This is a genomic window from Pseudomonas veronii (assembly GCF_002028325.1).
Taxonomy (GTDB): Bacteria; Pseudomonadota; Gammaproteobacteria; order Pseudomonadales; family Pseudomonadaceae; genus Aquipseudomonas; species Aquipseudomonas veronii.
The window spans coordinates 5,249,018-5,273,336 of record NZ_CP018420.1 but is presented as its reverse complement, the minus strand read 5'-3'; the positions used below and the strand labels follow the sequence as shown (position 1 = coordinate 5,273,336).

The 24,319-nt window shown below is 63.0% G+C and carries 25 protein-coding genes; 23 read left to right on the top strand and 2 right to left on the bottom strand.

Going from position 1 to position 24,319, the window contains the following annotated elements; all coding sequences use genetic code 11:
- The first annotated feature begins 74 nt into the window (after positions 1-74).
- The 17 genes from fabD to PverR02_RS23940 all read left to right on the top strand — a co-directional run bounded on the left by fabD (position 75) and on the right by PverR02_RS23940 (position 15,833).
- The gene (fabD, locus tag PverR02_RS24020) at positions 75-1,013 is read left to right on the top strand and encodes an ACP S-malonyltransferase (RefSeq protein WP_046489281.1); all 939 of its coding nucleotides are present in this window, start codon (positions 75-77) and stop codon (positions 1,011-1,013) included.
- Between the two features lie 24 nt (positions 1,014-1,037).
- On the top strand, positions 1,038-1,781 hold the full coding sequence (fabG, locus tag PverR02_RS24015) for a 3-oxoacyl-ACP reductase FabG (RefSeq protein ID WP_046382365.1): 744 nt from the start codon (positions 1,038-1,040) through the stop codon (positions 1,779-1,781).
- A gap of 192 nt (positions 1,782-1,973) precedes the next feature.
- Positions 1,974-2,210: an acyl carrier protein gene (gene acpP / locus PverR02_RS24010; protein WP_003175607.1), complete on the top strand. Its 237-nt coding sequence runs from the start codon at positions 1,974-1,976 to the stop codon at positions 2,208-2,210.
- Positions 2,211-2,336: 126 nt separating this feature from the next.
- Entirely contained in the window at positions 2,337-3,581 is a 1,245-nt protein-coding gene (gene fabF / locus PverR02_RS24005; RefSeq protein ID WP_046382366.1) for a beta-ketoacyl-ACP synthase II, read from the top strand.
- Entirely contained in the window at positions 3,581-4,396 is an 816-nt protein-coding gene (gene pabC / locus PverR02_RS24000; protein ID WP_079444531.1) for an aminodeoxychorismate lyase, read from the top strand. The genes fabF and pabC overlap by 1 nt, the downstream gene beginning before the upstream one ends.
- Before the next feature lies 1 nt (position 4,397).
- Positions 4,398-5,528 carry an endolytic transglycosylase MltG gene (gene mltG, locus PverR02_RS23995; protein WP_079444530.1) on the top strand — a complete coding sequence of 377 codons (1,131 nt, stop codon included), beginning with the start codon at positions 4,398-4,400 and terminating at the stop codon, positions 5,526-5,528.
- A gap of 19 nt (positions 5,529-5,547) precedes the next feature.
- Positions 5,548-6,180 (top strand): dTMP kinase, encoded by a 633-nt coding sequence (gene tmk / locus PverR02_RS23990; protein WP_046382369.1) that lies wholly within the window; start codon positions 5,548-5,550, stop codon positions 6,178-6,180.
- Entirely contained in the window at positions 6,173-7,162 is a 990-nt protein-coding gene (locus tag PverR02_RS23985; RefSeq protein ID WP_046489299.1) for a DNA polymerase III subunit delta', read from the top strand. The genes tmk and PverR02_RS23985 overlap by 8 nt, the downstream gene beginning before the upstream one ends.
- A gap of 63 nt (positions 7,163-7,225) precedes the next feature.
- Positions 7,226-8,011: a TatD family hydrolase gene (locus tag PverR02_RS23980; protein WP_046382371.1), complete on the top strand. Its 786-nt coding sequence runs from the start codon at positions 7,226-7,228 to the stop codon at positions 8,009-8,011.
- Positions 8,012-8,456: 445 nt separating this feature from the next.
- Positions 8,457-9,125 (top strand): TetR/AcrR family transcriptional regulator, encoded by a 669-nt coding sequence (locus PverR02_RS23975; protein WP_046382372.1) that lies wholly within the window; start codon positions 8,457-8,459, stop codon positions 9,123-9,125.
- A gap of 114 nt (positions 9,126-9,239) precedes the next feature.
- The gene (locus PverR02_RS23970; protein ID WP_046382373.1) at positions 9,240-10,208 is read left to right on the top strand and encodes a GTP 3',8-cyclase MoaA; all 969 of its coding nucleotides are present in this window, start codon (positions 9,240-9,242) and stop codon (positions 10,206-10,208) included.
- 184 nt (positions 10,209-10,392) lie between these two features.
- The gene (locus PverR02_RS23965) at positions 10,393-10,998 is read left to right on the top strand and encodes a DUF4823 domain-containing protein (protein WP_046382374.1); all 606 of its coding nucleotides are present in this window, start codon (positions 10,393-10,395) and stop codon (positions 10,996-10,998) included.
- Positions 10,999-11,014: 16 nt separating this feature from the next.
- Positions 11,015-11,575, top strand: coding sequence for a DUF1285 domain-containing protein (locus PverR02_RS23960; protein WP_046489303.1), 561 nt, complete (start codon positions 11,015-11,017; stop codon positions 11,573-11,575).
- A 71-nt stretch (positions 11,576-11,646) separates the two neighbouring features.
- A complete protein-coding gene (locus PverR02_RS23955; protein ID WP_046382376.1) occupies positions 11,647-12,360 on the top strand; it encodes a GntR family transcriptional regulator in 714 nt (237 codons plus the stop codon).
- Positions 12,357-13,388 (top strand): ADP-ribosylglycohydrolase family protein, encoded by a 1,032-nt coding sequence (locus PverR02_RS23950; RefSeq protein ID WP_079444529.1) that lies wholly within the window; start codon positions 12,357-12,359, stop codon positions 13,386-13,388. The genes PverR02_RS23955 and PverR02_RS23950 overlap by 4 nt, the downstream gene beginning before the upstream one ends.
- A 68-nt stretch (positions 13,389-13,456) precedes the next feature.
- Complete coding sequence (locus PverR02_RS23945) at positions 13,457-14,923, top strand: purine-cytosine permease family protein (protein WP_046489304.1); 1,467 nt, start codon at positions 13,457-13,459, stop codon at positions 14,921-14,923.
- Complete coding sequence (locus PverR02_RS23940) at positions 14,916-15,833, top strand: PfkB family carbohydrate kinase (protein ID WP_079444528.1); 918 nt, start codon at positions 14,916-14,918, stop codon at positions 15,831-15,833. The genes PverR02_RS23945 and PverR02_RS23940 overlap by 8 nt, the downstream gene beginning before the upstream one ends.
- Positions 15,834-15,923: 90 nt before the next feature.
- Here PverR02_RS23940 and PverR02_RS23935 read toward each other — a convergent pair whose 3' ends face one another.
- On the bottom strand, positions 15,924-17,120 hold the full coding sequence (locus tag PverR02_RS23935; RefSeq protein ID WP_046382381.1) for an MFS transporter: 1,197 nt from the start codon (positions 17,118-17,120) through the stop codon (positions 15,924-15,926).
- Positions 17,121-17,310: 190 nt separating this feature from the next.
- Between PverR02_RS23935 and PverR02_RS23930 the strand changes: the two genes are divergently transcribed.
- The 6 genes from PverR02_RS23930 to PverR02_RS23905 all read left to right on the top strand — a co-directional run bounded on the left by PverR02_RS23930 (position 17,311) and on the right by PverR02_RS23905 (position 23,260).
- Positions 17,311-17,790 (top strand): GNAT family N-acetyltransferase, encoded by a 480-nt coding sequence (locus PverR02_RS23930; RefSeq protein ID WP_057005494.1) that lies wholly within the window; start codon positions 17,311-17,313, stop codon positions 17,788-17,790.
- 154 nt (positions 17,791-17,944) lie between these two features.
- A complete protein-coding gene (locus PverR02_RS23925) occupies positions 17,945-18,766 on the top strand; it encodes an SDR family oxidoreductase (RefSeq protein WP_046382383.1) in 822 nt (273 codons plus the stop codon).
- A 38-nt stretch (positions 18,767-18,804) separates the two neighbouring features.
- On the top strand, positions 18,805-19,791 hold the full coding sequence (locus PverR02_RS23920) for a substrate-binding domain-containing protein (protein WP_046489315.1): 987 nt from the start codon (positions 18,805-18,807) through the stop codon (positions 19,789-19,791).
- The gene (gene araG, locus PverR02_RS23915; protein WP_079443549.1) at positions 19,788-21,290 is read left to right on the top strand and encodes an L-arabinose ABC transporter ATP-binding protein AraG; all 1,503 of its coding nucleotides are present in this window, start codon (positions 19,788-19,790) and stop codon (positions 21,288-21,290) included. The genes PverR02_RS23920 and araG overlap by 4 nt, the downstream gene beginning before the upstream one ends.
- A gap of 9 nt (positions 21,291-21,299) precedes the next feature.
- Complete coding sequence (araH, locus tag PverR02_RS23910; RefSeq protein ID WP_079444527.1) at positions 21,300-22,268, top strand: L-arabinose ABC transporter permease AraH; 969 nt, start codon at positions 21,300-21,302, stop codon at positions 22,266-22,268.
- A 188-nt stretch (positions 22,269-22,456) separates the two neighbouring features.
- Positions 22,457-23,260 carry an IclR family transcriptional regulator gene (locus PverR02_RS23905; RefSeq protein WP_046382387.1) on the top strand — a complete coding sequence of 268 codons (804 nt, stop codon included), beginning with the start codon at positions 22,457-22,459 and terminating at the stop codon, positions 23,258-23,260.
- Here the strand turns inward: PverR02_RS23905 and PverR02_RS23900 are convergent, their stop codons facing one another.
- A complete protein-coding gene (locus PverR02_RS23900) occupies positions 23,261-24,313 on the bottom strand; it encodes an NAD(P)-dependent alcohol dehydrogenase (RefSeq protein ID WP_079444526.1) in 1,053 nt (350 codons plus the stop codon).
- Between the last annotated feature and the right edge of the window lie 6 nt (positions 24,314-24,319).

Below are 24,319 nucleotides of genomic sequence, written 5' to 3'. Positions count from 1 at the left end.
CAATCTGTCAGTTTCGTGCGCTCCCATCGTAGGAGCGCCTATATCCGACGACCAGATCATTAGGGGCTTGTTACATGTCTACATCCCTCGCATTCGTCTTTCCTGGGCAGGGTTCGCAGTCCCTCGGCATGTTGGCCGAGCTGGGCGCGCAATATCCGCTGATCCTGGAAACCTTCAAGGAAGCTTCCGATGCCCTGGGTTACGACCTGTGGGCGCTGACCCAGCAGGGGCCGGAAGAGCAACTCAATCAAACCGATAAAACCCAGCCGGCCATCCTCACCGCTTCGATCGCCCTGTGGCGCTTGTGGCTGGCGGAAGGCGGCGCGCGTCCGGCGTTCGTCGCCGGTCACAGCCTGGGCGAATACAGTGCCCTGGTCGCCGCGGGCAGCCTGACCCTCGCTGAAGCGGTCAAGCTGGTCGAGCGTCGTGGCCAGTTGATGCAGGAAGCGGTTCCGGCCGGGCAGGGTGGCATGGCCGCCATTCTCGGCCTGGATGATGCGGTGGTGATCGCCGCCTGTGCCGAAGCGGCCCAGGGCGAAGTGGTCAGCGCGGTGAACTTCAACTCGCCGGGCCAGGTGGTGATTGCCGGTGCCAAGGCCGCCGTTGAGCGCGCCATCGAAGGCTGCAAGGCCCGTGGCGCCAAGCGTGCCTTGCCGTTGCCGGTGAGCGTGCCGTCGCACTGCGAGCTGATGCGCCCGGCGGCCGAGCGTTTTGCCGAGTCCATCGCCGCCATCAACTGGCAGGCGCCGCAGATCCCGCTGGTGCAGAACGTCAGCGCGGCGGTTGCCGCGGATCTCGACACCCTCAAGCGCGACCTGCTGGAACAACTCTACAAGCCGGTGCGCTGGGTTGAATCGGTGCAGACCCTGGCCGCCAACGGCGCCACCGAGTTGGTCGAGTGCGGCCCGGGCAAAGTCCTGGCCGGCCTGAACAAGCGCTGCGCCGACGGCGTGTCGACCTCCAACCTCAATACCCCGGATGCCTTTGCGGCCGCTCGCGCGGCACTGGCCTGAACCCCGAACTTAGGAGAAGCCTGCATGAGTCTGCAAGGTAAAGTTGCACTGGTTACCGGCGCAAGCCGTGGCATTGGCCAGGCGATTGCCCTGGAACTGGGCCGTCAGGGCGCCGTCGTGATCGGCACCGCCACTTCCGCCGCGGGCGCCGAGCGTATCGCCGCGACCTTGAAGGAAAACGGCGTGCAGGGCACCGGCCTTGAGCTGAATGTGACCAGCGATGAGTCCGTGGCTGCCGTACTGGCCGAGATCACCGCACAGTTCGGCGCGCCGGCGATTCTGGTGAATAATGCCGGTATCACCCGCGATAATCTGATGATGCGGATGAAAGACGACGAGTGGCATGACGTCGTCGACACCAACTTGAACAGTCTGTTTCGCCTGTCCAAGGGCGTTTTGCGCGGCATGACCAAGGCGCGTTGGGGGCGAATTATCAATATTGGCTCCGTAGTGGGTGCCATGGGCAACGCAGGCCAAGTAAACTATGCCGCGGCGAAAGCCGGTCTGGAAGGTTTCAGCCGCGCACTGGCGCGTGAAGTCGGCTCGCGGTCGATTACGGTCAACTCGGTGGCCCCTGGGTTCATCGACACCGATATGACCCGCGAACTGCCGGAAGCACAGCGTGAAGCCTTGCTGACGCAGATTCCGCTGGGCCGTCTGGGCCAGGCTCAAGAGATTGCGAATGTGGTCTCTTTCCTGGCATCCGACGGTGCGGCATACGTGACTGGGGCTACAATCCCGGTTAACGGCGGGATGTACATGAGTTAAATTGTGACGGATCGCTTCAAAAAAATGTCATACGAGCTGTCTAAAATCCGTTATAAAGCTGCAACTTAATTTATACGCGGGTGGCCGACCGGGTACGGGGTGAACCTTTCAGTTGAAAAGCTGAAATGGCTTTCTATACACTTACCCACTGGCCAGCTGCCTGAATTTGTCCATTAGGAGTGAAAACAAGGTATGAGCACCATCGAAGAGCGCGTCAAGAAAATCGTTGCCGAGCAACTGGGCGTTAAAGAAGAAGAAGTGGTCAACACCGCTTCCTTCGTTGAAGACCTGGGTGCCGACTCCCTTGACACCGTTGAGCTGGTGATGGCTCTGGAAGAGGAATTCGAGACCGAAATCCCGGACGAAGAAGCTGAAAAAATCACTACCGTTCAAGCTGCAATCGACTACGTTACCAGCCACCAGGCGTAATAGTTTGTAGTCGTCGCTTGCTGTCAGGGAAAAACCGCACTGCTGTAACGGCGTGCGGTTTTTTCTTTAGCTCTGATGAAAAGTGATTCTGAAGCAAAGTGTCGTCATTAGAAAAAGGAGAGTGCTGTGTCGCGTAGACGCGTCGTAGTCACCGGTATGGGTATGTTGTCGCCACTGGGCACGGATGTGCCGAGCAGTTGGCAGGGCATTCTGGCTGGCCGCAGTGGTATTGGTCTGATCGAACACACGGACCTTTCTGCCTATTCCACCCGTTTTGGCGGCTCGGTAAAGGGGTTCAATGTCGAGCAATACCTCTCGATCAAAGAGTCCCGCAAACTCGACCTGTTCATTCAATACGGCCTGGCAGCCGGTTTTCAGGCAGTGCGTGACGCTGGTCTGGAAGTCACCGACGCCAACCGTGAACGCATCGGCGTGGCCATGGGTTCGGGTATTGGCGGTTTGACCAATATCGAAGAAACCAGTCGCACGTTGCACGAGTCCGGTCCGCGTCGAATTTCACCGTTCTTCGTGCCGGGTTCGATCATCAATATGATTTCCGGTTTCCTGTCCATCCATCTGGGAGCACAGGGACCTAACTACGCCATTGCCACGGCTTGCACCACAGGCACGCATTGCATCGGCATGGCCGCGCGCAATATCGCCTATGACGAAGCGGACGTGATGATTGCCGGCGGCGCTGAAATGGCGGCCTGCGGCCTGGGCATGGGCGGCTTCGGCGCGTCGCGTGCGCTGTCGACCCGCAACGACGAGCCGGCTCGTGCCAGCCGTCCGTGGGACAAGGGCCGTGACGGTTTCGTCCTGGCCGACGGCGCCGGTGCGCTGGTGCTGGAAGAGCTGGAACACGCCAAGGCGCGTGGCGCGACGATCTACGCCGAGCTGATCGGCTTTGGCATGAGTGGCGACGCCTACCACATGACTTCGCCACCGGCCAACGGCGCCGGTGCTGCGCGTTGCATCACCAACGCCCTGCGCGATGCGAAGATCAGCCCGGACCTGGTGCAGTACATCAACGCCCACGGCACTTCGACAGCGACCGGCGACCTGGCGGAAGCCGAAGCGATCAAGTCGGTGTTCGGCGAGCACGCCTACAAGCTGGCGGTCAGCTCCACCAAGTCCATGACCGGCCACCTGTTGGGTGCGGCGGGCGCGGTCGAAGCGATCTTCAGCGTGCTGGCCATCAGGGATCAGGTCGCTCCGCCGACCATCAACCTCGATGAGCCGGATGAAGGCTGCGACCTGAACTTCGTGCCTCATGAAGCGCAGAAGATGCCGATCGACGTGGTGTTGTCCAACTCGTTCGGTTTCGGTGGCACCAACGGCTCCCTGGTGTTCCGCCGGTTCGCCGAGTAATGCACAGCTGGGTCGACGGTCAGCCAGCGGACAGCGTGCCCCTGAAAGATCGTGGCCTGGCGTATGGCGATGGCCTGTTCGAAACCATCGCCGTCAAGGCCGGGCAACCCGTGTTGCTCGACCGCCACCTGCAACGCCTGGCCGAGGGTTGCAGGCGGTTGGCATTGGTTGTGGACCCGGCATTGGTCCGCAGCGAAGTGCTCGCTTATGCCAGCGCTCTCGGCGACGGCGTACTCAAATTGATCCTCACCCGAGGCGACAGCCTGCGCGGTTATGGCATCAACCCCGGCGCCCCGGTGCGCCGTATCCTGCAGGGCAGTGCGCCTGCTGCTTATCCCCAGGCCCATGGCAACGACGGTATCCGCCTGTTTCCGTGCGCCACCCGTTTGTCCGAACAGCCGCTGCTGGCCGGTCTCAAGCACCTCAATCGCCTCGAACAAGTGATCGCGCGCGCCGAGTGGCAAGATACCGAGCATGCCGAAGGTTTGATGCTGGATATGTCCGGGCGCGTCATCGAAGGCGTGTTCAGCAACCTGTTCCTGGTGCGTCACGGCGTGTTGTTGACCGCTGATCTGAATCGTTGCGGCGTGGCCGGCGTCATGCGTGCCGAGGTGCTGGCCCAGGCGCAGGCGCTCGGCACCCCGGTGGTCGTGGCCGATATCAGCCTTGAGCAGTTGCAGTCGGCCGACGAGGTTTTTGTCTGCAACAGCGTTTATGGCATTTGGCCGGTGCGCGGCTGCGCTGCGATGAGCTGGTCGGTTGGGCCGCTCACCCGTAAACTGCAGAGCATTGTTCGCGCGCTATTGGATATTTGAGTTGATACGAAAACTGTTGTTACTGCTGCTGATCGGTCTGTTCGCGGCGGCGTTGCTGTTGGGGTTTTCGGCCTGGAAGCTCGACTCAACCCTCAAGCAGCCCTTGCACCTGACCGAGGAGCAACTGCTCGACGTCCCCGCCGGAGCCACGCCGACCGGCACTTTCAATCGCCTGGAAGCCGACGGTGTGCTCGACGGCGCCTTCTGGTTGCGTCTGTACTGGCGGTTCAACCTCGAAGGCCAGCCATTGCACAGCGGCGAATACCGCCTCACTCCCGGCCTCACCGCCCAAGGCTTGATCGGCCTGTGGCAGCGTGGCGAAGTGGTGCAATACAGCCTGACCCTGGTGGAGGGCTGGAATTTCCGCCAAGTACGCTCGGCGCTGGCCAAGCATGAAAAGATCGTGCAGAGCCTTGCCGGCCTGAGTGACAGCGAAGTGATGGACAAGCTCGGCCACCCAGGGGTTTTCCCCGAGGGGCGGTTCTTCCCCGATACCTATCGCTTTGTGCGCGGCATGACGGATGTCGAGTTCCTCAAGAAAGCCTACAACCGCCTGGACGATGTGCTCGCCCAGGAGTGGAGCAAACGCGCCGCCGACGCGCCGTACACCGACCCCTACCAAGCGCTGATCATGGCCTCCCTGGTGGAGAAAGAGACCGGTGTGCCGGAGGAGCGGGGGCAGATCGCCGGGGTATTCGTGCGTCGCATGAAGATCGGCATGCTGCTGCAGACCGATCCGACGGTGATCTACGGCCTGGGCGAGCGCTACAACGGTAAGCTGACGCGCGCCCATCTCAAGGAAGCCAACCCCTACAACACCTACATGGTTGCCGGGCTCCCGCCGACACCCATCGCGATGGTCGGCCGCGAGGCGATTCATGCGGCGCTGAACCCGGTGCCGGGCAGCAGCCTGTATTTCGTTGCCCGGGGCGATGGCAGTCATATTTTCTCGGACGACCTGGATGCACATAATGCCGCGGTGCGTGAGTTCCAGCTCAAGCGTCGCGCCGATTACCGTTCCAGCCCGGCGCCGCAGGTGAAGCCGTTGGAAGACCCCGCGCCGACGAACGATGCCCCCGACGCCCCCGCCGAGCCTGCGCCGGACGCCGCCGCACCGCTAAGCCCGCAATGACTCTGACTAAGGACTGCCTGTGACTGGCTTGTTTATTACCCTGGAAGGCCCGGAAGGCGCCGGCAAAAGCACCAACCGCGATTACCTGGCCGAGCGTTTGCGCGCTGCGGGCGTCGAGGTGGTGCTGACCCGCGAGCCCGGCGGTACGCCGTTGGCCGAGCGCATCCGTGAAGTGCTGCTGGCCCCAGGTGAAGAACAGATGAACCCGGACACCGAGCTGCTGCTGGTGTTCGCCGCACGCGCCCAGCACCTGGCCGAAGTGATTCGCCCGGCGCTGGCCCGCGGCGCCGTGGTGATTTGTGACCGCTTCACCGATTCCACCTATGCCTACCAAGGCGGTGGCCGTGGCCTGTCCCAGGCGCGCATCGCCACCCTGGAGACCTTCGTCCAGGGCGATTTGCGCCCCGACCTGACCCTGGTGTTCGACCTGCCGGTGGAAGTCGGCCTGGCCCGTGCCAGTGCGCGCGGCCGCCTGGATCGCTTCGAACTGGAAGGCCAGGCGTTTTTCAACGCCGTGCGCAGCGCATTCCTCGCCCGGGCCAAGGCCGAGCCGGCGCGTTACTACCTGTTGGACGCCGCGCAGCCGCTGGCCCAGGTGCAGCAGGCCATCGATGCGCTGCTACCCACATTGCTGGAGCGCGCCCGTGGCTGAAGCCTACCCTTGGCAGGACAGTCTCTGGCAGCAATTGGCGGGGCGTGCCCAGCACGCTCACGCCTACTTGTTGCACGGCCCGGCGGGTATCGGTAAGCGCGCACTCGCCGAGCGCCTGATGGCCAGCCTGCTGTGCCAACGCCCGGTCAACCTGGAAGCCTGCGGCGTGTGCAAATCCTGCCTGCTGCTCAAGGCCGGCAGCCACCCGGACAACTACCTGCTGGAACCCGAGGAAGCGGACAAGGCGATCAAGGTCGACCAGGTGCGTGACCTCGTCAGCTTCGTGGTGCAAACCGCGCAGATGGGCGGGCGCAAGGTCGTACTGATCGAGCCGGTGGAGGCGATGAACATCAACGCGGCCAACGCCTTGCTCAAAAGCCTCGAAGAACCTTCCGGCGATACCGTGCTGTTGCTGGTGAGCCACCAGTCCAGCCGCTTGTTGCCGACCATTCGCAGCCGTTGCGTGCAGCAGGCGTGCCCATTGCCCAGCGAGGCGATGAGCCTGCAATGGCTGGAACAGGCTTTGCCGGACTGTTCCGAAGCCGAACGCGTCGAGTTGCTGACCCTGGCCGCCGGTTCCCCCCTGGCCGCCGTGAAGCTGCAGGCCCAGGGCGTGCGCGAGCAACGCGCACTGGTGGTGGACGGGGTGAAAAAGCTGCTCAAGCAGGAGTTGTCCGCCACCCAGTTGGCGGAAACCGCCTGGAAGGACATCCCCTTGCTGCTGCTGTTCGACTGGTTCTGCGACTGGTCGAGCCTGATCCTGCGCTACCAGTTGACCCAGGATGAAAATGGCCTGGGCCTGCCGGACATGCGCAAGGTCGTGCAATACCTCGCGCAGAAAAGCGCACAGGACAAGGTGCTGAATATCCAGGACTGGATTCTCGCCCAGCGCCAGAAGGTCCTCGGCAAGGCCAACCTCAACCGCGTGCTGTTGCTCGAAGCGCTGCTGGTGCAGTGGGTCGGTTTGCTCGGCCGGCGTTAATTTCCGTGGCCGACGGGTGTATCGTCGGCCAGACCCTTCCCGTGATTGAAGTTGTCATTTCCTATGCTCGTAGATTCCCATTGCCACCTTGATCGCCTCGACCTCGCCCAACACGGCGGTTCCCTCGACGCCGCCCTGGAAGCGGCCCGCCAGCGTGGGGTCGGGCACTTCCTGTGCATCGGCGTCAGCGCCGACAATGCGGCCGACGTCAAAGCCCTCGCGGATCGCTACGCGGACGTGGATTGCTCGGTGGGTATCCACCCGCTGGACCTCAAGCCTGGCGAAGCTCCGGCCCTCGACTGGTTGCTCGGCGAACTCAACCACCCACGGGTGGTGGCGATTGGTGAAACCGGCCTGGACTATCACTACGAGCCCGAAGCCGCGCTATTGCAGCAAGCGTCGTTCCGCCTGCACCTGCACGCCGCCGAGCAGACCGGCAAACCGGTCATCGTCCACACCCGCGGCGCCCGCGCCGACACCCTGAGCCTGCTGCGCGAAGCCGCATTGCCCCAGGCCGGCGTGCTGCATTGCTTCACCGAAGACTGGGACATGGCCAAGGCGGCCCTCGACCTGGGGTTCTATATTTCCCTGTCGGGCATCGTCACCTTTCGCAATGCCGACGCCCTGCGTGACGTGGCGCGACAAGTGCCGGCCGACCGGCTGCTGGTGGAAACCGACTCGCCGTACCTGGCGCCGATTCCCCATCGCGGCAAGCCGAACCTGCCGGAGTATGTGCGTGACGTGGCGGATTACCTGGCGATGCTACGCGGTGAGTCCTACGAACGCTTTGCCGAACAGACCACCGAGAACTTCAAGCGCCTGTTCCCGCTGGCGCACGTCGCGGGTTGACGCGACCAAATCCGAGGCAAAAAAAACCCGGGTTCTGGGGGGGGAATCCGGGTTAAGACCATTAGGAGTAAAACAAGGGCACGCAGTCCGTCGGTACCCAGGTCGACGCTTCACTTGGGGGAGATGTCGCGCCGACAGTTGAAGTATTGATCAGTATCCGATTCAGTCCAGTCGCGTCTGGTCGTTTTTTAAACAGATTTGGAATACGCGCGCTTCGCTTGAGTTCTCATTGAGCGGATGTACAGGCGTAGACGTCACGTATTATTTCTGACTGAACGCCATGAATTCGTCGGCATGCTGAAAGTAATGTGTGTGAGCGGTTCACATAAGCGTTGCCCAACGACCGTTCAGTCGGGATAATCCCTCGTACCGGGTAAATCGTATCGCCACGTCTCCTTGGCCCTGCGCAACCCTCCCTATACCGACCTCTGCAGACCTTTTCCTCATGCAAAAAGAACCCCGTAAGGTCCGTGAGTTTCGCCGCCGCGAGCAGGAAATTCTCGACACCGCCCTCAAGTTGTTCCTCGAACAAGGTGAAGACAGCGTTACCGTCGAGATGATCGCGGATGCCGTAGGTATCGGCAAAGGCACCATCTACAAGCACTTCAAGTCCAAGGCCGAGATCTACCTGCGCCTGATGCTCGACTACGAGCGCGACCTGAACGAGCTGCTGCATTCGGCCGATGTGGACAAGGACAAGGAGGCCCTGTCGCGGGCCTACTTCGAGTTCCGCATGCGTGACCCGCAGCGCTACCGCCTGTTCGACCGCCTGGAAGAGAAGGTGGTCAAGGGCCATCAGGTGCCGGAAATGGTCGAGGAGTTGCACAAGATCCGCGCCTCGAACTTCGAACGCCTGACCCTGCTGATCAAGGGCCGCATCAGCGAAGGCAAGCTGGAAGACGTGCCGCCGTACTTCCACTACTGCGCCGCCTGGGCGTTGGTGCATGGCGCAGTGGCGCTGTACCACTCGCCGTTCTGGAGCAATGTATTGGAAGATCAGGAAGGTTTCTTCCAGTTCCTGATGGACATCGGCGTGCGTATGGGCAACAAGCGCAAGCACAGCAGCGAGCTGCCACCCGTTGACGCTGCACCTGCTGGCACGCCTGCCGCGTAATGATTTGCTGCCAGGTGCAGTAACCCAGGAATATACTCAGGTAAGGCTATTGCTAAAAGCTGATTTATGAGTCGGCTTTTGCTGCGTCTGAATTATCCTCTGCCGGAGTGATCCATGATCGTTGATCGTCAAGGCAGGCGTTTTCGCAATTTGCGGATCAGCCTGACCTCAGCCTGCAATTACGCGTGTACCTATTGCGTGCCTAACGGCAAGCGGCTGGTGGCTGCCCAGGACGAACTCTCGGCCGAGGCCATGGCCCGTGGCGTGGCTTACCTGATCGAAGCCGCCGGTATCGAGCGCCTGCGCATCACCGGTGGTGAGCCGTTGGTCAGCCCCAAGCTGGAAGCCTTCATGGGCGCCGTGGGCGGGATGGGCCTCAGTGAGATCAGCCTGACCACCAACGGCCAACTGCTGGCGCGCAAACTGCCGCTGCTGGTGGACGCCGGCATTCGGCGCATCAACGTGTCCCTCGACACGCTGAACGCCGAGGCCTTCCGCAGCATCGCCCGTGGCGGCGACCTGGCCACGGTGCTCGATGGCATGGATCAGGCGCGCGCGGCCGGGATCAAGATCAAGGTGAATATGGTGCCGTTGCGCGGCCAGAACCTCGATCAGGTGATGCCGCTGCTCGACTATTGCCTGGAACGGGGCTACGAGCTGCGCTTTATCGAACTGATGCGAATGGGCCACCTGGCCAAGGACTCCAATGCCTTCCTGCAGCAATTCGTCAGCCTTCAGCAACTGCTGAGCCTGATCGGCGAACACCACGAATACCTGCAAGCCAACGCTCCCGTGGACGCCACGGCGGTGCGCTACGAAGTGCCGGGCAAGGGTTTCTTTGGGGTGATCGCCAACGAAAGCGTGCCGTTCTGCCGCACCTGTTCACGGTTGCGGCTGTCGTCCACCGGTTGGTTGCATGGCTGCCTGTCGTCGAGCAATCGTCACTATGTCGGCGACCTGCTGGATAAACCGCGCCACCAGGCGCTGCCGGCCTTGCAAGGCTTGCTGATGAAGGCCCTGGGCGACAAACAGGAAGTGGCGTTCTCCGGTGGTGCGACCATCATGAAAATCATCGGCGGCTAACCCGGTTTTCAAGATTGCGCACAATCCAGTGTGGGAGGGGGCTTGCCCCCGATTGCAATGTGTCAGTCCCAGATAATCTGACCGACTCGCCGCAATCGGGAGCAAGCCCCCTCCCCAAATGGCGCGGATTCTGCATCTCATGCCCATTCGCCGGTTTTCCGTCACCGGCTTCTGGAGGATTAGGATGCGTAGTCTGGTTTTGTTGCTGGCGTCGTTGACGCTGAGTGGTTGCATGACCGTCAGCGATATGGCCGAAGGCACCCGTTATCAGATGAGCGACGCCGGGTTGCTGGACCACAGCGACACCCGGCGCTCCGCGTCGATTCGCGTGCAGCCGGACTCCTTTGTCTTCATCGCCCAGGGCGCCTTCGTGCCGCCCGGCAGCGCCTATCCGCGCCCGAACGTGGTCGCCGAAGAAGCTTTCAACGGCTTCGTCGAATACTTCCCCATGGTGCGCCGCGCCCGCCAGCCCGAAAGCCTCGAACAAGCCATGGCCGAAGCCCGTGCGGCCGGCGCTCACTACTTGCTGTACTGCCGCTTCGCCAAGGCGGATGACCGCATCGGCAACGCCGATGAGTGGACCGATCAGCAGGCCCTCGACCGTGTCGGCCTGGACAGCGGCGTTATCCAGATCATGTTGATCGAGACCAGCACCCAGTATTTGATTGATACTGCACGGATTCGCAGTCGTGGCGGTTTACTGACGTTCCACGACAATACGCCCCAAGATCTGATCGCCCGCCCGCTGGCGCAGTACGCCCGAGGCCTGCTGGGCATGAGCGATCAGTAAGCCAGAGGAGAAGCCCATGACCGATTCCGCCAAGGCCAATGATCTATTGGCCCAACTGCCCAAGGGCAAGGGGCCGGCGCCGGTGCATCTGTGGAACCCGGACTTCTGCGGCAACATCGACATGCACATTGCCCGCGACGGCACCTGGTATTACCAGGGCACGCCGATCGGGCGCAAGCCGATGGTCAAGTTGTTCTCCAACATCATCCGCCGCGATGGCGATGAGTACTTTCTGGTCACCCCCGTGGAAAAGGTCGGCATCACCGTCGAGGATGCGCCGTTTGTCGCGGTCACCCTGGAAGTCGAAGGGCAGGGCGAAAGCCAGCGGTTGCGCTTCACCACGCAAGTCGACGAGCAGGTCGAGGCCGATCTTGAACACCCGCTGCGGGTGGTGATCGACCCCGACACCGAGGAGCCTTCGCCCTATCTGCGCGTGCGCGCCAACCTCGAAGCCCTGGTGCATCGCAATGTGTTCTACCAATTGGTCGAGCTGGCGGTGAGCCGTCCGATCGACGGTCAGAACTGGCTCGGCGTGTGGAGCGGCGGGACGTTCTTCCCGATTGGCCTGGAGCCCTGAGAAGGTTTTTTTTCCTCTCCCTGAAATAATTCGCTTGCTGTAAACGGCTGCTTTCGGTTATCAATTTGTACATGATTAGACATGTCCGATTCGATAAGAAAAAACGCGTCGTCGACGAACTCATCCGCCGTATCGAAGGTGGGGTGATGGCCGATGGTTTCCTGCTGCCGGGTGAGCATCAACTGGCCGAAGAGTTTGCGGTCAGTCGCGGCACGCTGCGCGAAGCCCTGGCCGAACTCAAGCGCCGCAACTACATCGCCACCCAGGGCGGCGTCGGCTCCATCGTCACCTATGACGGCATGGTGCTCGACCAACGCAATGGCTGGGCCCAGGCCCTGGCCGACACCGGCGCCCTGGTCAGCACCGACATCCTGCGCTTCGAAGCCGTGACCCGCCCAGACCTGTTCAGCCGCTTCGGCAGCGACCAATTCATCGCCCTCGACCGTCGCCGCCGCGCCGCCGATGGCCGCGCCGTGTCTTTGGAGCGCTCGCTGATGCCGGCCTCCGGAGGCCTGGAAGGCTTGCCCCGGGTCGGGCTGATCGACAACTCCCTGACCATCACCCTGGCCGCCTACGGTTACGTCGGCGCCGAAGGCGATCAATGGATCGGCGCCGAGCCTCTGACCGATGAAGACGCCGAGCTGCTCGAGCGTCCGGTGGGCACGGTGTTTCTCAAGGCGTCGCGCACCACTTACGACCGGCGCGAACGCTTCATGGAATACGTGGAGAGTCTGCTCGACCCGCTGCATTTTCGTCTGCACTTGCAGTTTGGCGCGACGAAATGAGCGCGCACAATCGTGCCCTCGGTGCCTTCTACGGTCTGGCGTTGGGCGATGCCCTGGGCATGCCCACCCAGTCTTTGAGCCGCGAGCAGGTCCGGGCGCGCTTCGGTGCCATCACCGGCCTGGAAGATGCCGACGCCGACCAACCCATCGCACCGAACATGCCCGCCGGCTCCATCACCGATGACACCGAGCAGGCGATCCTCGTCGGTGAGTTGCTGGTGGAAGGCCAGGGCACGATCGAGCCGAGCGTACTTGCGCGACGCCTGATCGACTGGGAAGCGCGAATGCGCGCCAAAGGCTCCCAGGACCTGCTGGGCCCGTCGACCAAGCGCGCCATCGACATGATCCTCGCCGGGCATACGCCTGAAGAGTCCGGGCGCTACGGCACCACCAACGGCGCGGCGATGCGTATCGCGCCGGTGGGGATTGCCGCCGATGTCAGCGACCCCGCGCCGTTCATCCGTGCGGTGATCCAGGCGTGCCAGGTGACCCACAACACCAGCCTGGGCATCTCCAGTGCCGCGGCAGTGGCGGCGGTGGTCTCGGCCGGGATCAACGGCGCGGACCTGGGCACAGCGCTGAACATCGGCAGCCAGATCGCCCAGCAGGCCGAACGCCATGGACACTGGGTGGCCGGCGGCCGTATTGCCACGCGCATCGGTTGGGCGCGGACCTTGAGCGTCGCCAGTGGCGACAAGGCGCTGTTCGCCGACTTGCTCTATGAATTGATTGGCACCTCGGTCGCTTCCCAGGAATCGGTGGTGGTGTCGTTCGCCCTCGCGCAGCAAGTGGCGGTGGGCGAGATGAACGCCTTCGAGGCCTTGTGCGTGGCCGCCAGCCTGGGCGGCGACACCGACACCATCGCCGCGATCCTCGGCGCGATGCTGGGCGCGTGCCTGGGGATGCAATGCTGGCCGGCGGCGATGATCGAACAGGTCCAGCGGGTCAACGGGCTGGCGCTGCAGCCGTTGGTTGAAGGGCTGCTCAGCTTGCGCCAGGCGCTACAGGCCAGCGCGCTCGCGCACTGACCGAGTCAACATTGCGATTTGCGAATTTGCCACAACCCTAACAATACTGGCACCAGGAGCACCCGCACATGAGTACGTCCACTTCCGGCCCAAGCGCCGGGCGCTTGGAAACGCGCGGCATCGAACCGGTCCCCGAAGGCGAGTGCCACGGCCATCCGCTGCAACTGTTCTGGGTGTGGTTCGCCGCGAACATCAGCATCCTGGGGTTGCCGCTGGGCGCCACCCTGGTTGCGTTTCGCGGCCTGGCCATCTGGCAGGCGGTCATCGTCGCCATCCTCGGTGCCGCCGGCTCCTTCGCGGTGGTGGGCATTATCTCGATCGCCGGGCGGCGCGGGCGTGCGCCGAGTCTGACGCTGTCCCGTGCCATCTTCGGCGTGCGCGGCAATATCGGGCCGACGTTGGTGTCGCTGATGTCGCGGCTCGGTTGGGAGACCGTCAACACCACCACTGCTGCGTTCGTGCTGCTGTCGTTGTGTACGCTGCTGTTCCACACCCCGGTCGCGGCGAAAAGTGCGCCGCTGCTGACGCTGCTGTTCATCGCCATTTTCGTACTGCTGACCCTGGCCGTTTCCGGCCTGGGGCATGCGACTTTGCTGGTGATCCAGAAGTGGGCGACCTACGTATTCGGCGCCTTGAATCTCCTGGTCGGCGGCTTCCTCTGCGCCACCATCGACTGGAGCGCAGTGTTCAACGCCACCCCGGCGCCCTTGAGCGCGATGCTCATCGGCATCGGCACCATGGCCGCCGGCACCGGGATCGGCTGGGCCAACGCCGGCGCCGACATGTCGCGCTACCAACACCGCAGCGTCACGGCCGTGCGCCTGGTGGCGTCTGCCGCGTTTGGCGCGGGCATTCCACTGGTGCTGCTGATCACCCTCGGCGGCCTGCTGTCGGTGGGCAACAACGACCTGGCGGCGGCGACCGACCCGATCGTCGCGATCCGCGACATGCTGCCCACCTGGATGGCCGTGCCGTACCTGATCACCGCGTTTGGCGGGCTGTTGCTGTCGAATAACCTGTCGGTGTATTCGGCCGGCCTCACTACCTTGACCCTCGGTTTGAAGGTCAAGCGCGTGTACGCGGTGATCGTCGATATCGTGGCGATCTTCGCCGGTTCGATCTACTTCATGCTGATCGCCGACAGTTTCTACGGCCCGTTCATCACCTTCATCTCGTTGCTGGCGGTGCCGATCACCGCGTGGGTGGGGATCTTCGTGGTCGACCTGATTCACCGTCATTACTACAGCCCTGACGACCTGCTGAACGTCAGCCCAAGCAGCGCCTACTGGTATCGCGGCGGCGTGGAATGGCGCGCGTTGGGGGCGTGGGCCGTGGCGATCGGGCTGGGGTTCAGTTTCACTACCATCGGCACCACCGCCGACAACATCTGGTTCGCCGGGCCGTTGTCCGATTCCTGGTTGGGCCACAACGGCCTGGGCTGGATCGTGACTTTCGTGGTGGCCGGCGGAATATATGCGTTGCTCGGCGGCGCGGCTGACCGGCGTCCGGCATTGGTCGAGCGTGCCAATGCCTAGGTTGCTGCACACCGGCCAGGTCATCGTCGACCTGGTCATGGCCCTCGATCAATTGCCGGCGAGCGGCGGCGACGTGCTGGCGCAATCGGCCCGTTTCGAAGCCGGCGGCGGTTTTAATGTGATGGCGGCGGCGCGGCGCAACGGGCTGCCGGTGGTCTACCTGGGGCGCCACGGCAGCGGCCGTTTCGGCGACCTGGCCCGTGCGGCGATGCACGCCGAAGGCATCGACATCGCGCTGCCCGCCAGCGCCGGCAAGGACACCGGCCTGTGCGTGGCGCTGACCGAAGCCAGCAGCGAGCGCACCTTCATCTCCCATCTGGGCGCCGAGGGCGAGCTGAGCGCCGGGGACTTGGCCAACGTCGCGCCACGTGCCGATGACTACGTGTACGTGAGTGGCTACAGCCTGCTTCTCGACGGCAAGGCCCAGGCGCTGATCGACTGGCTACTGGCGCTGCCACGGGCGATTACGGTGGTGTTCGACCCGGGCCCGCTGGTCAAGGCGCCCGACTCGGCGTTGATGCGCGCGCTGCTGCCGCGTATCGACATCTGGACCAGCAACGGCCCGGAAGCCCTGGCATTCACCGGCGCGGCGGATATGGCCGAGGCGCTGATCAAGCTCAACCGGTATCTGCCCGCCGACACACTGCGGGTGGTGCGCGACGGGCCGAACGGTTGCTGGGTCGGGCGGGCGAATACGCTTGAGCCTGTGCCCGGCTTCAAGGTGCAAGCGGTCGACAGCAATGGCGCGGGAGATGCCCACGCCGGCGTGTTCATCGCCGGTTTGGCCAATGGTTTGAAACCGCTCGACGCGGCGCGCCGTGCCAATGCGGCGGCAGCCCTGGCGGTGACGCGCTGGGGGCCGGCGACTGCTCCCGGCGCCGCGGAAGTCGACGCATTCCTCGCTGGATAAGCCCCCGCATTTTGAGCGGTGTTCGCCTGGCTATCGATGTGCGGGTCGGCGCCGTTGTCGATGATCGCGCCTGGATGCCGACGAGCGGTATCAGGACACCTGTAAGGTTTTGTGCGCCGAGAGCTGGCGCGCTATCAGGCGTGCCACGGTGATCATCCAGTTCAGTGCAGCGATGGCCAGTACGCCCATCATCAATGTCGACAGGCCGTAGTCGACGATGATCCTGCCTGCCAGCCAGGGAAACCCGAAGACGCCGACAAAATACGCCAGGCTGAACAGCAGCAACGCCTGGGACGTCGTGCCGGACGGCGCTTCGTGCGCGACCAGCCCATTGATCACCGAATACGTCAGGCCGTAACCCACCCCCAGCGTGGCAGCCGCCAGCAGGTAGCTGAGGTTACCGCTCACACCAAAAGCAAACAGTGCAATCGAGCCGAGCATGATCCCGGACAACACACAGGCGGCCCGGTAGGCATCACGCTTGACCACGAAGCCGGCGATCAACAGACGGCTGGTGATCGCGGCGCTCAGGAACCCCGCGAAGAACAGCGAATAATCCAACCCATGCGCGGCCGCGTAGCTGGTTTGGAACGATGAAAGCCCGCCAAACACGCAACCGCCCAGGCCGACCATGAGGATGGCGAACGCCGCCCTGGACGACAGCACCCGGCGGCTGGCGGCCAGGGAAATCCTCGACGTCGGCGCATTCGCATGGTGCTTGAGTTGTGCGCCCAGTCGCCAGAACATCAGCACCCCAACGAGGCTGGCCGCCCCAGCGATATAGAAGGCGGTCGTCAGGGGCAGGTCCAGCGCACTGGTGGCTCGTCCGAGCAAGGGCCCGGAACCGATCCCGCTCAACATGCTGCCCGACAGCAGCGCAAAGTACTTGGCCCGCTGCCTGGGCTCGACCAGCAAGGTCACGATGATCGGGCCCAGCGTGTAGAACACCCCCCAACCCAAGCCGAGGGCCAGCCCGAACAGCATCAAGCCTTGGCCAAACCCCGGTGTCAGGGCAAAACCGAGGCAGGCCACCACCAGCAACACGCCCATTCCCGCAATCGCCCGTGCCGCGCCCAATGCATCGGCCAAATGCCCGGAGAGCACTACCGCGACGAAGGTACTGAGCATCGCCGTGGAAATCACACTGCCGGCGTCATGCTCATTCCCACCGCGCGAGTGAATCAGCAACGACAGCAGAAACGTCGAGCCGTAGGACAAGGACAACAGGAAGCTGGCCAGGCAAAACAGGACGAATAGTTTTCCGCCCACCGGAGGTGTGGAGTTCATGAGCACGCCTTGGAATCATTGGAGTTATGGCCACGTTCTACCATGCGTGTCAGGGCGGATTGTTCTGTGGTTGCTGGTGCTTGCTTTAGCCCGCAACGGAGTAAGGTGGCCTGGCGATCCCGAAATTGCACTGCAATCTGTCATCAAACCGTCTTAGTATGTGGCCTTTGAATTTGCCCAAGGCGCGCCCATGACCATCGAGATTCGCCCCGCCGTGCCCAGCGATGCTGCGCAGATCCTGACTTTCATCACCGAGCTTGCCGAGTTTGAAAAAGCCCGTCATGAAGTGATCGCCAGTGTGGCGGATATCGAGCGCAGCCTGTTCAGCGAAGGCGCCACCGCCCATGGGCTGATCTGCCTGCGCGACGGTTTGCCCATCGGCTTCGCGGTGTTCTTTTTCAGCTATTCCACCTGGCTGGGCAGCAACTGCCTGTACCTCGAAGACCTCTACATCAACCCCGAGCAACGCGGCGGCGGGGCCGGCAAGAAGTTGCTGCGCCACCTGGCGAAGATCGCCTGCGACAACGGTTGCGGGCGGTTCGAATGGAGCGTGCTGGATTGGAACGAACCGGCGATTGCCTTCTACAAATCCATCGGCGCCCAGCCCCAGGAAGAGTGGGTGCGCTACCGCATGGAGGGCGATGCGCTACGGGATTTCGCCCAGGGCTGATCAGGTACCCGGTGAAAACCGGCGTCCCGACGCCGGTTTTTTTATATGTATTCTCACTATATGGGATGTAAATTTATATATTGAGATATTTCAAGGTCTGGGTTTATAGTCGGCTGCATCAGCACTCACTACCAAAAATAAAACAGGTGAAGCGATGCAGGCACAACCTCTGTCACTCCCCGCCGTGCCCGAACCGACTTATGGCGAGCGGCTCAAGCACAAGGTGGTGATCGTCACCGGCGCGGCCCAAGGCATTGGCGAGGCGATCGTGGCCTGCTTCCAGGCGCAGCAGGCACGTTTGGTGATCGCCGATATCCAGGGCGAAAAGGTCGAGCAAGTCGCCGCCCACTGGCGCGAACGCGGCGCCGAGATCTACGCGCAACCGGTCGACATCACGTCCCAGGCGCAATGGCAGGCGCTGGTCAACCTGGCCATCGAGCGCTTCGGCCGTGTCGATGTGCTGGTCAACTGCGCCGGGGTCAACGTGTTCCGCGACCCGTTGCAGATGACCGACGAAGACTGGCGGCGCTGCTTCGCCATCGACCTCGACGGCGCTTGGTATGGCTGCCGCACGGTGTTGCCGCACATGATCGAGCAGGGCATCGGCAACATCATCAACATCGCCTCGACCCATTCCAGCCACATCATTCCCGGCTGTTTTCCCTACCCCGTCGCCAAACACGGCCTGCTCGGCCTGACCCGCGCCCTCGGCATCGAATACGCGCCCAAGGGCATCCGCGTAAATGCCATCGCCCCGGGTTATATCGAAACCCAACTCAACGTTGACTACTGGAACACTTTCCCCGACCCCCACGCCGAGCGCCAGCGCGCATTCGACCTGCACCCGCCCAAGCGCATCGGCCAGCCTGTGGAGGTGGCGATGAGCGCGCTGTTTCTGGCCACCGATGAGGCGCCCTTTATCAACGCCACCTGCCTGATGATCGATGGCGGACGGTCGGTGATGTACCACGACTAGAACTTGTCACTCTCCAATAACAACAAGAGGTGCCGTTCATGAAAAAAACACTCCGCGTACTCGCCGCCGCCATTGCGTTAAGCGGCTTCAGCAGCCTGGCCGTTGCCGAACCCGTAAAAATCGGCTTCCTGGTCAAACAAGCCGAAGAACCCTGGTTCCAGACCGAATGGGCCTTCGCCGAAAAGGCTGGCAAGGAACATGGTTTCACTGTGATCAAGATCGCCGTGCCCGACGGCGAGAAGACCCTCTCAGCCATCGACAGCCTGGCCGCCAACGGCGCCAAGGGCTTTGTGATCTGCCCGCCGGACGTGTCCCTCGGCCCGGCCATTGTCGCCAAGGCCAAGGTCAACGGCTTGAAAGTCATGGCCGTGGATGATCGCTTCGTCGACGCCAAGGGCAATTTCATGGAAGACGTGCCGTACCTGGGCATGGCCGCGTTCGAAGTCGGCCAGAAGCAAGGCGCGGCGATGGCCGCCGAGGCGAAGAAACGTGGTTGGGACTGGAAGGACACCTACGCGGTGATTAACACCTTCAACGAACTCGACACCGGTAAAAAACGCACCGACGGTTCGATCAAATCCCTCGAAGAAGCCGGCATCCCCAAAGACCATATCCTCACCGCCGCGCTCAAGACCCTCGACGTGCCCGGCAGCATGGACGCCACCAACTCGGCGCTGGTCAAGCTGCCCAGCGGCGCGAAGAACCTGATCATCGGCGGCATGAACGACAACACCGTGCTCGGCGGCGTGCGCGCCACCGAAAGCGCCGGCTTCAAAGCCGCCAACGTGATCGGCATCGGCATCAACGGCACCGACGCCATCGGCGAGTTGAAGAAAGCCAACAGCGGCTTCTTCGGTTCGATGCTGCCCAGCCCGCACATCGAGGGCTACAACACCGCGCTGATGATGTACGAGTGGGTCACCACCGGTAAGGAACCGCCGAAGTACACCGCGATGGACGAAGTGACGCTGATCACCCGCGCCAACTTCCAGGAAGAACTGACCAAGATCGGGCTGTGGAAATGACCGCAGCGGCACTGCGCTTTGACGGCATCGGCAAAACCTTCCCCGGGGTCAAGGCGCTGGACAACATCAGTTTCACTGCCCACCCGGGGCAGGTACACGCGTTGATGGGCGAGAACGGCGCGGGCAAGTCGACGCTGCTGAAGATCCTCGGCGGCGCCTACATCCCGAGCAGCGGCAGCGTGCAGATCGGCGCGCAGACCATGGCCTTCAAATGCGCGGCCGACAGCATTGCCAGCGGCGTCGCGGTGATCCACCAGGAGCTGCATCTGGTGCCGGAAATGAGCGTCGCCGAGAACCTGTTCCTCGGGCATTTACCGGCGCGTTTCGGCGTGGTCAACCGCGGCCAGTTGCGCCAGCGGGCGCTGGCGTGCCTCAAGGGCCTGGCCGATGAAATCGACCCGCAGAAAAAGCTTGGGCGCCTGTCCCTGGGCCAGCGCCAACTGGTGGAAATCGCCAAGGCGCTGTCGCGTGGCGCGCATGTGATTGCCTTCGATGAACCGACCAGCAGCCTGTCGGCTCGCGAGATCGACCGGCTGATGGCGATCATCACGCGCCTGCGCGACGAGGGCAAAGTGGTGCTGTACGTGTCCCATCGCATGGAAGAAGTGTTCCGCATTTGCGACGCGGTCACGGTGTTCAAGGACGGCCGCTACGTGCGTACCTTCGACGACATGCGTGCGCTGAGTCACGACCAGTTGGTCACCTGCATGGTCGGTCGCGATATCCAGGACATTTACGACTATCGGCCGCGCGAGCACGGCGAGGTGGCGCTCAAGGTCGACGGTTTGCTCGGCCCGGGCTTGCGTGAACCGGTCAGCTTTGAGGTGCGCAAGGGCGAGATCCTCGGCCTGTTCGGCTTGGTCGGCGCCGGGCGCACCGAGCTGTTTCGCCTGCTCAGCGGCTTGCAGCGCGCCACGGCGGGGCAGTTGGAACTGTGCGGGCAAGCGCTGCAATTGCGCTCGCCGCGCGACGCCATTGCCGCCGGCGTGCTGCTGTGCCCGGAGGACCGCAAGAAGGAAGGCATCATCCCGCTGGGCAGCGTGGCGGAGAACATCAACATCAGCGCACGCGGCGCCCATTCCCGGTTCGGCTGGCTGCTGCGCGAGGGCTGGGAGCAGGGCAACGCCGAGCAGCAAATCCGCGGGATGAAGGTCAAGACGCCGAGCGCCGCGCAGAAAATCATGTACCTGTCCGGCGGCAATCAGCAGAAGGCCATTCTCGGCCGCTGGCTGTCGATGCCGATGAAGGTGCTGCTGCTGGACGAGCCGACGCGGGGCATCGACATCGGCGCCAAGTCGGAGATCTACCAGATCATCCATGACCTGGCGGCCAGCGGTATCGCGGTGATTGTGGTGTCCAGCGACTTGATGGAGGTGATGGGGGTTTCCGATCGCATTCTGGTGCTGTGTGAAGGCGCTTTGCGCGGCGAACAACGGCGCGAACACGCCACTGAATCCAACTTGCTGCAACTGGCCTTGCCGCGTGGCCTGGCGAACTGAGAGACGACTATGACGACCCAACACAACGCGTTGCCGACGGCACGCAAACCCTTGGACCTGCGCGCGCTGCTCGACAACTGGGCGATGCTGCTCGCGGCGCTGGCGATTTTCCTGCTGTGTGCCTTGCTGATCGACAACTTCCTCTCGCCGCTGAACATGCGCGGGCTGGGCCTGGCGATTTCCACCGTGGGCATCGCCGCCTGCACCATGCTGTTCTGCCTGGCGTCGGGGCACTTCGACTTGTCGGTGGGCTCGGTGATCGCCTGCGCCGGGGTGGTGGCCGCGATTGTGATGCGCGACACCGACAGCGTCATGCTGGGCATCGGCGCGGCGCTGCTGATGGGCCTGATTGTCGGGCTGATCAACGGCATCGTCATCGCCAAGCTGCGGGTCAATGCACTGATCACCACCTTGGCGACCATGCAGATCGTACGCGGCCTGGCCTATATCTTTGCCGACGGCAAGGCGGTGGGGGTGTCCCAGGATCAGTTCTTCGTGTTCGGCAACGGCCAGTTATTGGGCGTGCCGGTGCCGATCCTGATCACCATCGTCTGCTTCCTGTTCTTCGGCTGGCTGCTCAACTACACCACCTACGGGCGCAACACCATGGCCATCGGCGGCAACCCGGAAGCCGCGCTGTTGGCCGGGGTCAACGTGGACCGCACGAAGATCCTGATCTTTGCCGTGCATGGCCTGATCGGTGCGTTGGCCGGGGTGATCCTCGCGTCACGCATGACCTCGGGCCAGCCGATGATCGGCCAGGGCTTCGAGCTGACGGTGATTTCCGCCTGTGTGCTGGGCGGGGTGTCGCTCAGCGGCGGCATCGGCATGATCCGCCATGTGATCGCCGGGGTGCTGATCCTGGCGATCATCGAGAACGCGATGAACCTGAAGAACATCGACACCTTCTACCAGTACGTGATCCGCGGCTCGATCCTGCTGCTGGCGGTTATTATCGACCGCATGAAGCAGCGCTGAATTCATGCCATGTGAAGATCTAAGTGTGGGAGGGGGCTTGCCCCCGATGGCGGTCTATCAGTAACAGATGTGCAGACTGGCACACCGCTATCGAGGGCAAGCCCCCTCCCACATTTGGATCTCAACTGTATTGAGGTTCGGTATTTGCCATAATGCCGCTCGTTTTCGTACCACCACATAGGCCCGATATGCAGGAAACCGCCCACACCCCCGTCAAAGACGCCGCCCCCACTGGCACCCAGACCTTGCTGCGTGGCTTGGGCGTGGTGCAGGCGGTGGCGGCTGGTGCGCGGGATCTGAAAGAGATCGCCCGGCGCATCGGCACCACCCGCAGTACCACGCACCGCCTGGCCAGTTGCCTGGTGGAGGAGCGCTACCTGCGCGTGGTGCCGCAAGTCGGTTACCTGCTGGGGCCGAAGCTGATCGAGCTGGGGTTTCAGGCGCGCGAAGAGTTGCCGTTGGTGACCCTGGCGGTGCCGTACCTGGATGAGTTGTCGGCGCTGACCGGTGACACCATCCACCTGGCGATTCGCGAAGACGACGACGTGCTCTACCTGCACAAGAACCCCGGGCGCAACGGTCCGGAAATGCGCTCGCGGGTCGGCCATCGCATGCCGCTGGCGCGGACCGGCATCGGCAAGGCGTTGCTGTTGGATGACAGCGTCGAAGAGTGGCAGCGCCTGTACGAAGTCAGCCAGCCGGCGGCAGGGAAAAACCTGCAGTGGCCGCAACACCCCGAGCAATCCTGGGCGCAGTTCGAGCAGCGCATGCATGAGTATGTGCTGGGCGGGTATGCGTTCGACCTGGAAGACAACGAACCGTCGATCCGCTGCGTGGCGGCACCGGTGCGCGATGCCAGCCGGCGAATCGTCGCCGGCATCAGCATCGCCAGTACCGTGCCCTACATGCCGCTGGAGAAAATGGCCGAGCTGATTCCTGTGATCAAACAGGTTGCGGCGCGGCTGTCTGCGGAGTTGGGCGCGAAGGCCTGATCAGGCCTTCAAGGTCGCCATGTCGATGACAAAGCGGTACTTCACATCGCCGGCGATCATGCGCGTGAACGCCTCGTTGATCTGACGAATGTCGAGCATTTCGATGTCGCAGGTGATGCCATGCTCGGCGCAGAAATCCAGGACTTCCTGGGTTTCGGCGATGCCGCCGATCAGCGAACCGGCGAGCATTTTACGCCCCAGCACCAACTTGGCGGCGTTGACGGGCGGGTCCACCGGCTCGATCAGGCCAACAAGGATATGCACGCCGTCAAAGCGCAGCACATCGAGGTAGGGGTTCAGGTCGTGCTGCACCGGGATGGTGTCCAGCAGGAAGTCGAAGTGCCCGGCGGCGGCTTGCATTTGCGCGGCGTCGGTGGACACGATCACATGATCCGCGCCCTGGCGGCGGCCTTCCTCGGCCTTGCTCGCGGAGCGGGTGAACAGCGTGACTTCGGCGCCCATCGCCTTGGCGAACTTGATGCCCATATGGCCCAGGCCACCCATGCCGAGAATCCCGACTTTATCGCCGGCCTTCACACCGTAGTGCTTGAGCGGCGAGTAGGTGGTGATGCCGGCGCAGAGGAGCGGTGCGGCGCTGGCCAGGTCGAGCTTGGCCGGGATCTTCACCACAAAGTGTTCGCTGACCACGATGCTGTCGGAGTAGCCGCCCATGGTGTTGCTGCCGTCCACACGGTCCGGGGTGGCGTAGGTCATGGTCGGGCCTTCGAGGCAGTATTGCTCCAGGTCCGCTTGGCAGGCGTCGCAATGGCGGCACGAGTCGACCATGCAGCCGACGCCGACCAGGTCACCGACTTTATGCGCGGTGACGCTGACGCCGACGGCGGTGACTTTGCCGACAATCTCATGGCCCGGCATCAGCGGGTACACGGCGATGCCCCATTCGTTGCGGGCCTGGTGGATGTCAGAGTGGCAGACGCCGCAGTACAGAATTTCGATCGCCACGTCATCGGCGCGCGGGCTGCGGCGTTCAAACGACATGGGGGCGAGGGGAGTGGTGGCCGACTGGGCGGCATAACCGATAGCGGTGTACATGAGTGA

Bases quoted from the DNA above. Each gene is read 5' to 3' on its own strand.
- fabD (WP_046489281.1), top strand. From the start codon at position 75: ATGTCTACATCCCTCGCATTCGTCTTTCCTGGGCAGGGTTCGCAGTCC.
- PverR02_RS23900 (WP_079444526.1), bottom strand. From the start codon at position 24,313: ATGTACACCGCTATCGGTTATGCCGCCCAGTCGGCCACCACTCCCCTC.
- PverR02_RS23935 (WP_046382381.1), bottom strand. From the start codon at position 17,120: ATGAACTCCACACCTCCGGTGGGCGGAAAACTATTCGTCCTGTTTTGC.
- araH (WP_079444527.1), top strand. From the start codon at position 21,300: ATGACGACCCAACACAACGCGTTGCCGACGGCACGCAAACCCTTGGAC.
- PverR02_RS23950 (WP_079444529.1), top strand. From the start codon at position 12,357: ATGAGCGCGCACAATCGTGCCCTCGGTGCCTTCTACGGTCTGGCGTTG.
- pabC (WP_079444531.1), top strand. From the start codon at position 3,581: ATGCACAGCTGGGTCGACGGTCAGCCAGCGGACAGCGTGCCCCTGAAA.
- PverR02_RS23960 (WP_046489303.1), top strand. From the start codon at position 11,015: ATGACCGATTCCGCCAAGGCCAATGATCTATTGGCCCAACTGCCCAAG.
- PverR02_RS23965 (WP_046382374.1), top strand. From the start codon at position 10,393: ATGCGTAGTCTGGTTTTGTTGCTGGCGTCGTTGACGCTGAGTGGTTGC.
- PverR02_RS23945 (WP_046489304.1), top strand. From the start codon at position 13,457: ATGAGTACGTCCACTTCCGGCCCAAGCGCCGGGCGCTTGGAAACGCGC.
- PverR02_RS23925 (WP_046382383.1), top strand. From the start codon at position 17,945: ATGCAGGCACAACCTCTGTCACTCCCCGCCGTGCCCGAACCGACTTAT.
- PverR02_RS23975 (WP_046382372.1), top strand. From the start codon at position 8,457: ATGCAAAAAGAACCCCGTAAGGTCCGTGAGTTTCGCCGCCGCGAGCAG.
- PverR02_RS23905 (WP_046382387.1), top strand. From the start codon at position 22,457: ATGCAGGAAACCGCCCACACCCCCGTCAAAGACGCCGCCCCCACTGGC.
- PverR02_RS23930 (WP_057005494.1), top strand. From the start codon at position 17,311: ATGACCATCGAGATTCGCCCCGCCGTGCCCAGCGATGCTGCGCAGATC.
- araG (WP_079443549.1), top strand. From the start codon at position 19,788: ATGACCGCAGCGGCACTGCGCTTTGACGGCATCGGCAAAACCTTCCCC.
- PverR02_RS23980 (WP_046382371.1), top strand. From the start codon at position 7,226: ATGCTCGTAGATTCCCATTGCCACCTTGATCGCCTCGACCTCGCCCAA.
- PverR02_RS23970 (WP_046382373.1), top strand. From the start codon at position 9,240: ATGATCGTTGATCGTCAAGGCAGGCGTTTTCGCAATTTGCGGATCAGC.
- fabG (WP_046382365.1), top strand. From the start codon at position 1,038: ATGAGTCTGCAAGGTAAAGTTGCACTGGTTACCGGCGCAAGCCGTGGC.
- PverR02_RS23955 (WP_046382376.1), top strand. From the start codon at position 11,647: ATGATTAGACATGTCCGATTCGATAAGAAAAAACGCGTCGTCGACGAA.
- acpP (WP_003175607.1), top strand. From the start codon at position 1,974: ATGAGCACCATCGAAGAGCGCGTCAAGAAAATCGTTGCCGAGCAACTG.
- PverR02_RS23940 (WP_079444528.1), top strand. From the start codon at position 14,916: ATGCCTAGGTTGCTGCACACCGGCCAGGTCATCGTCGACCTGGTCATG.
- PverR02_RS23920 (WP_046489315.1), top strand. From the start codon at position 18,805: ATGAAAAAAACACTCCGCGTACTCGCCGCCGCCATTGCGTTAAGCGGC.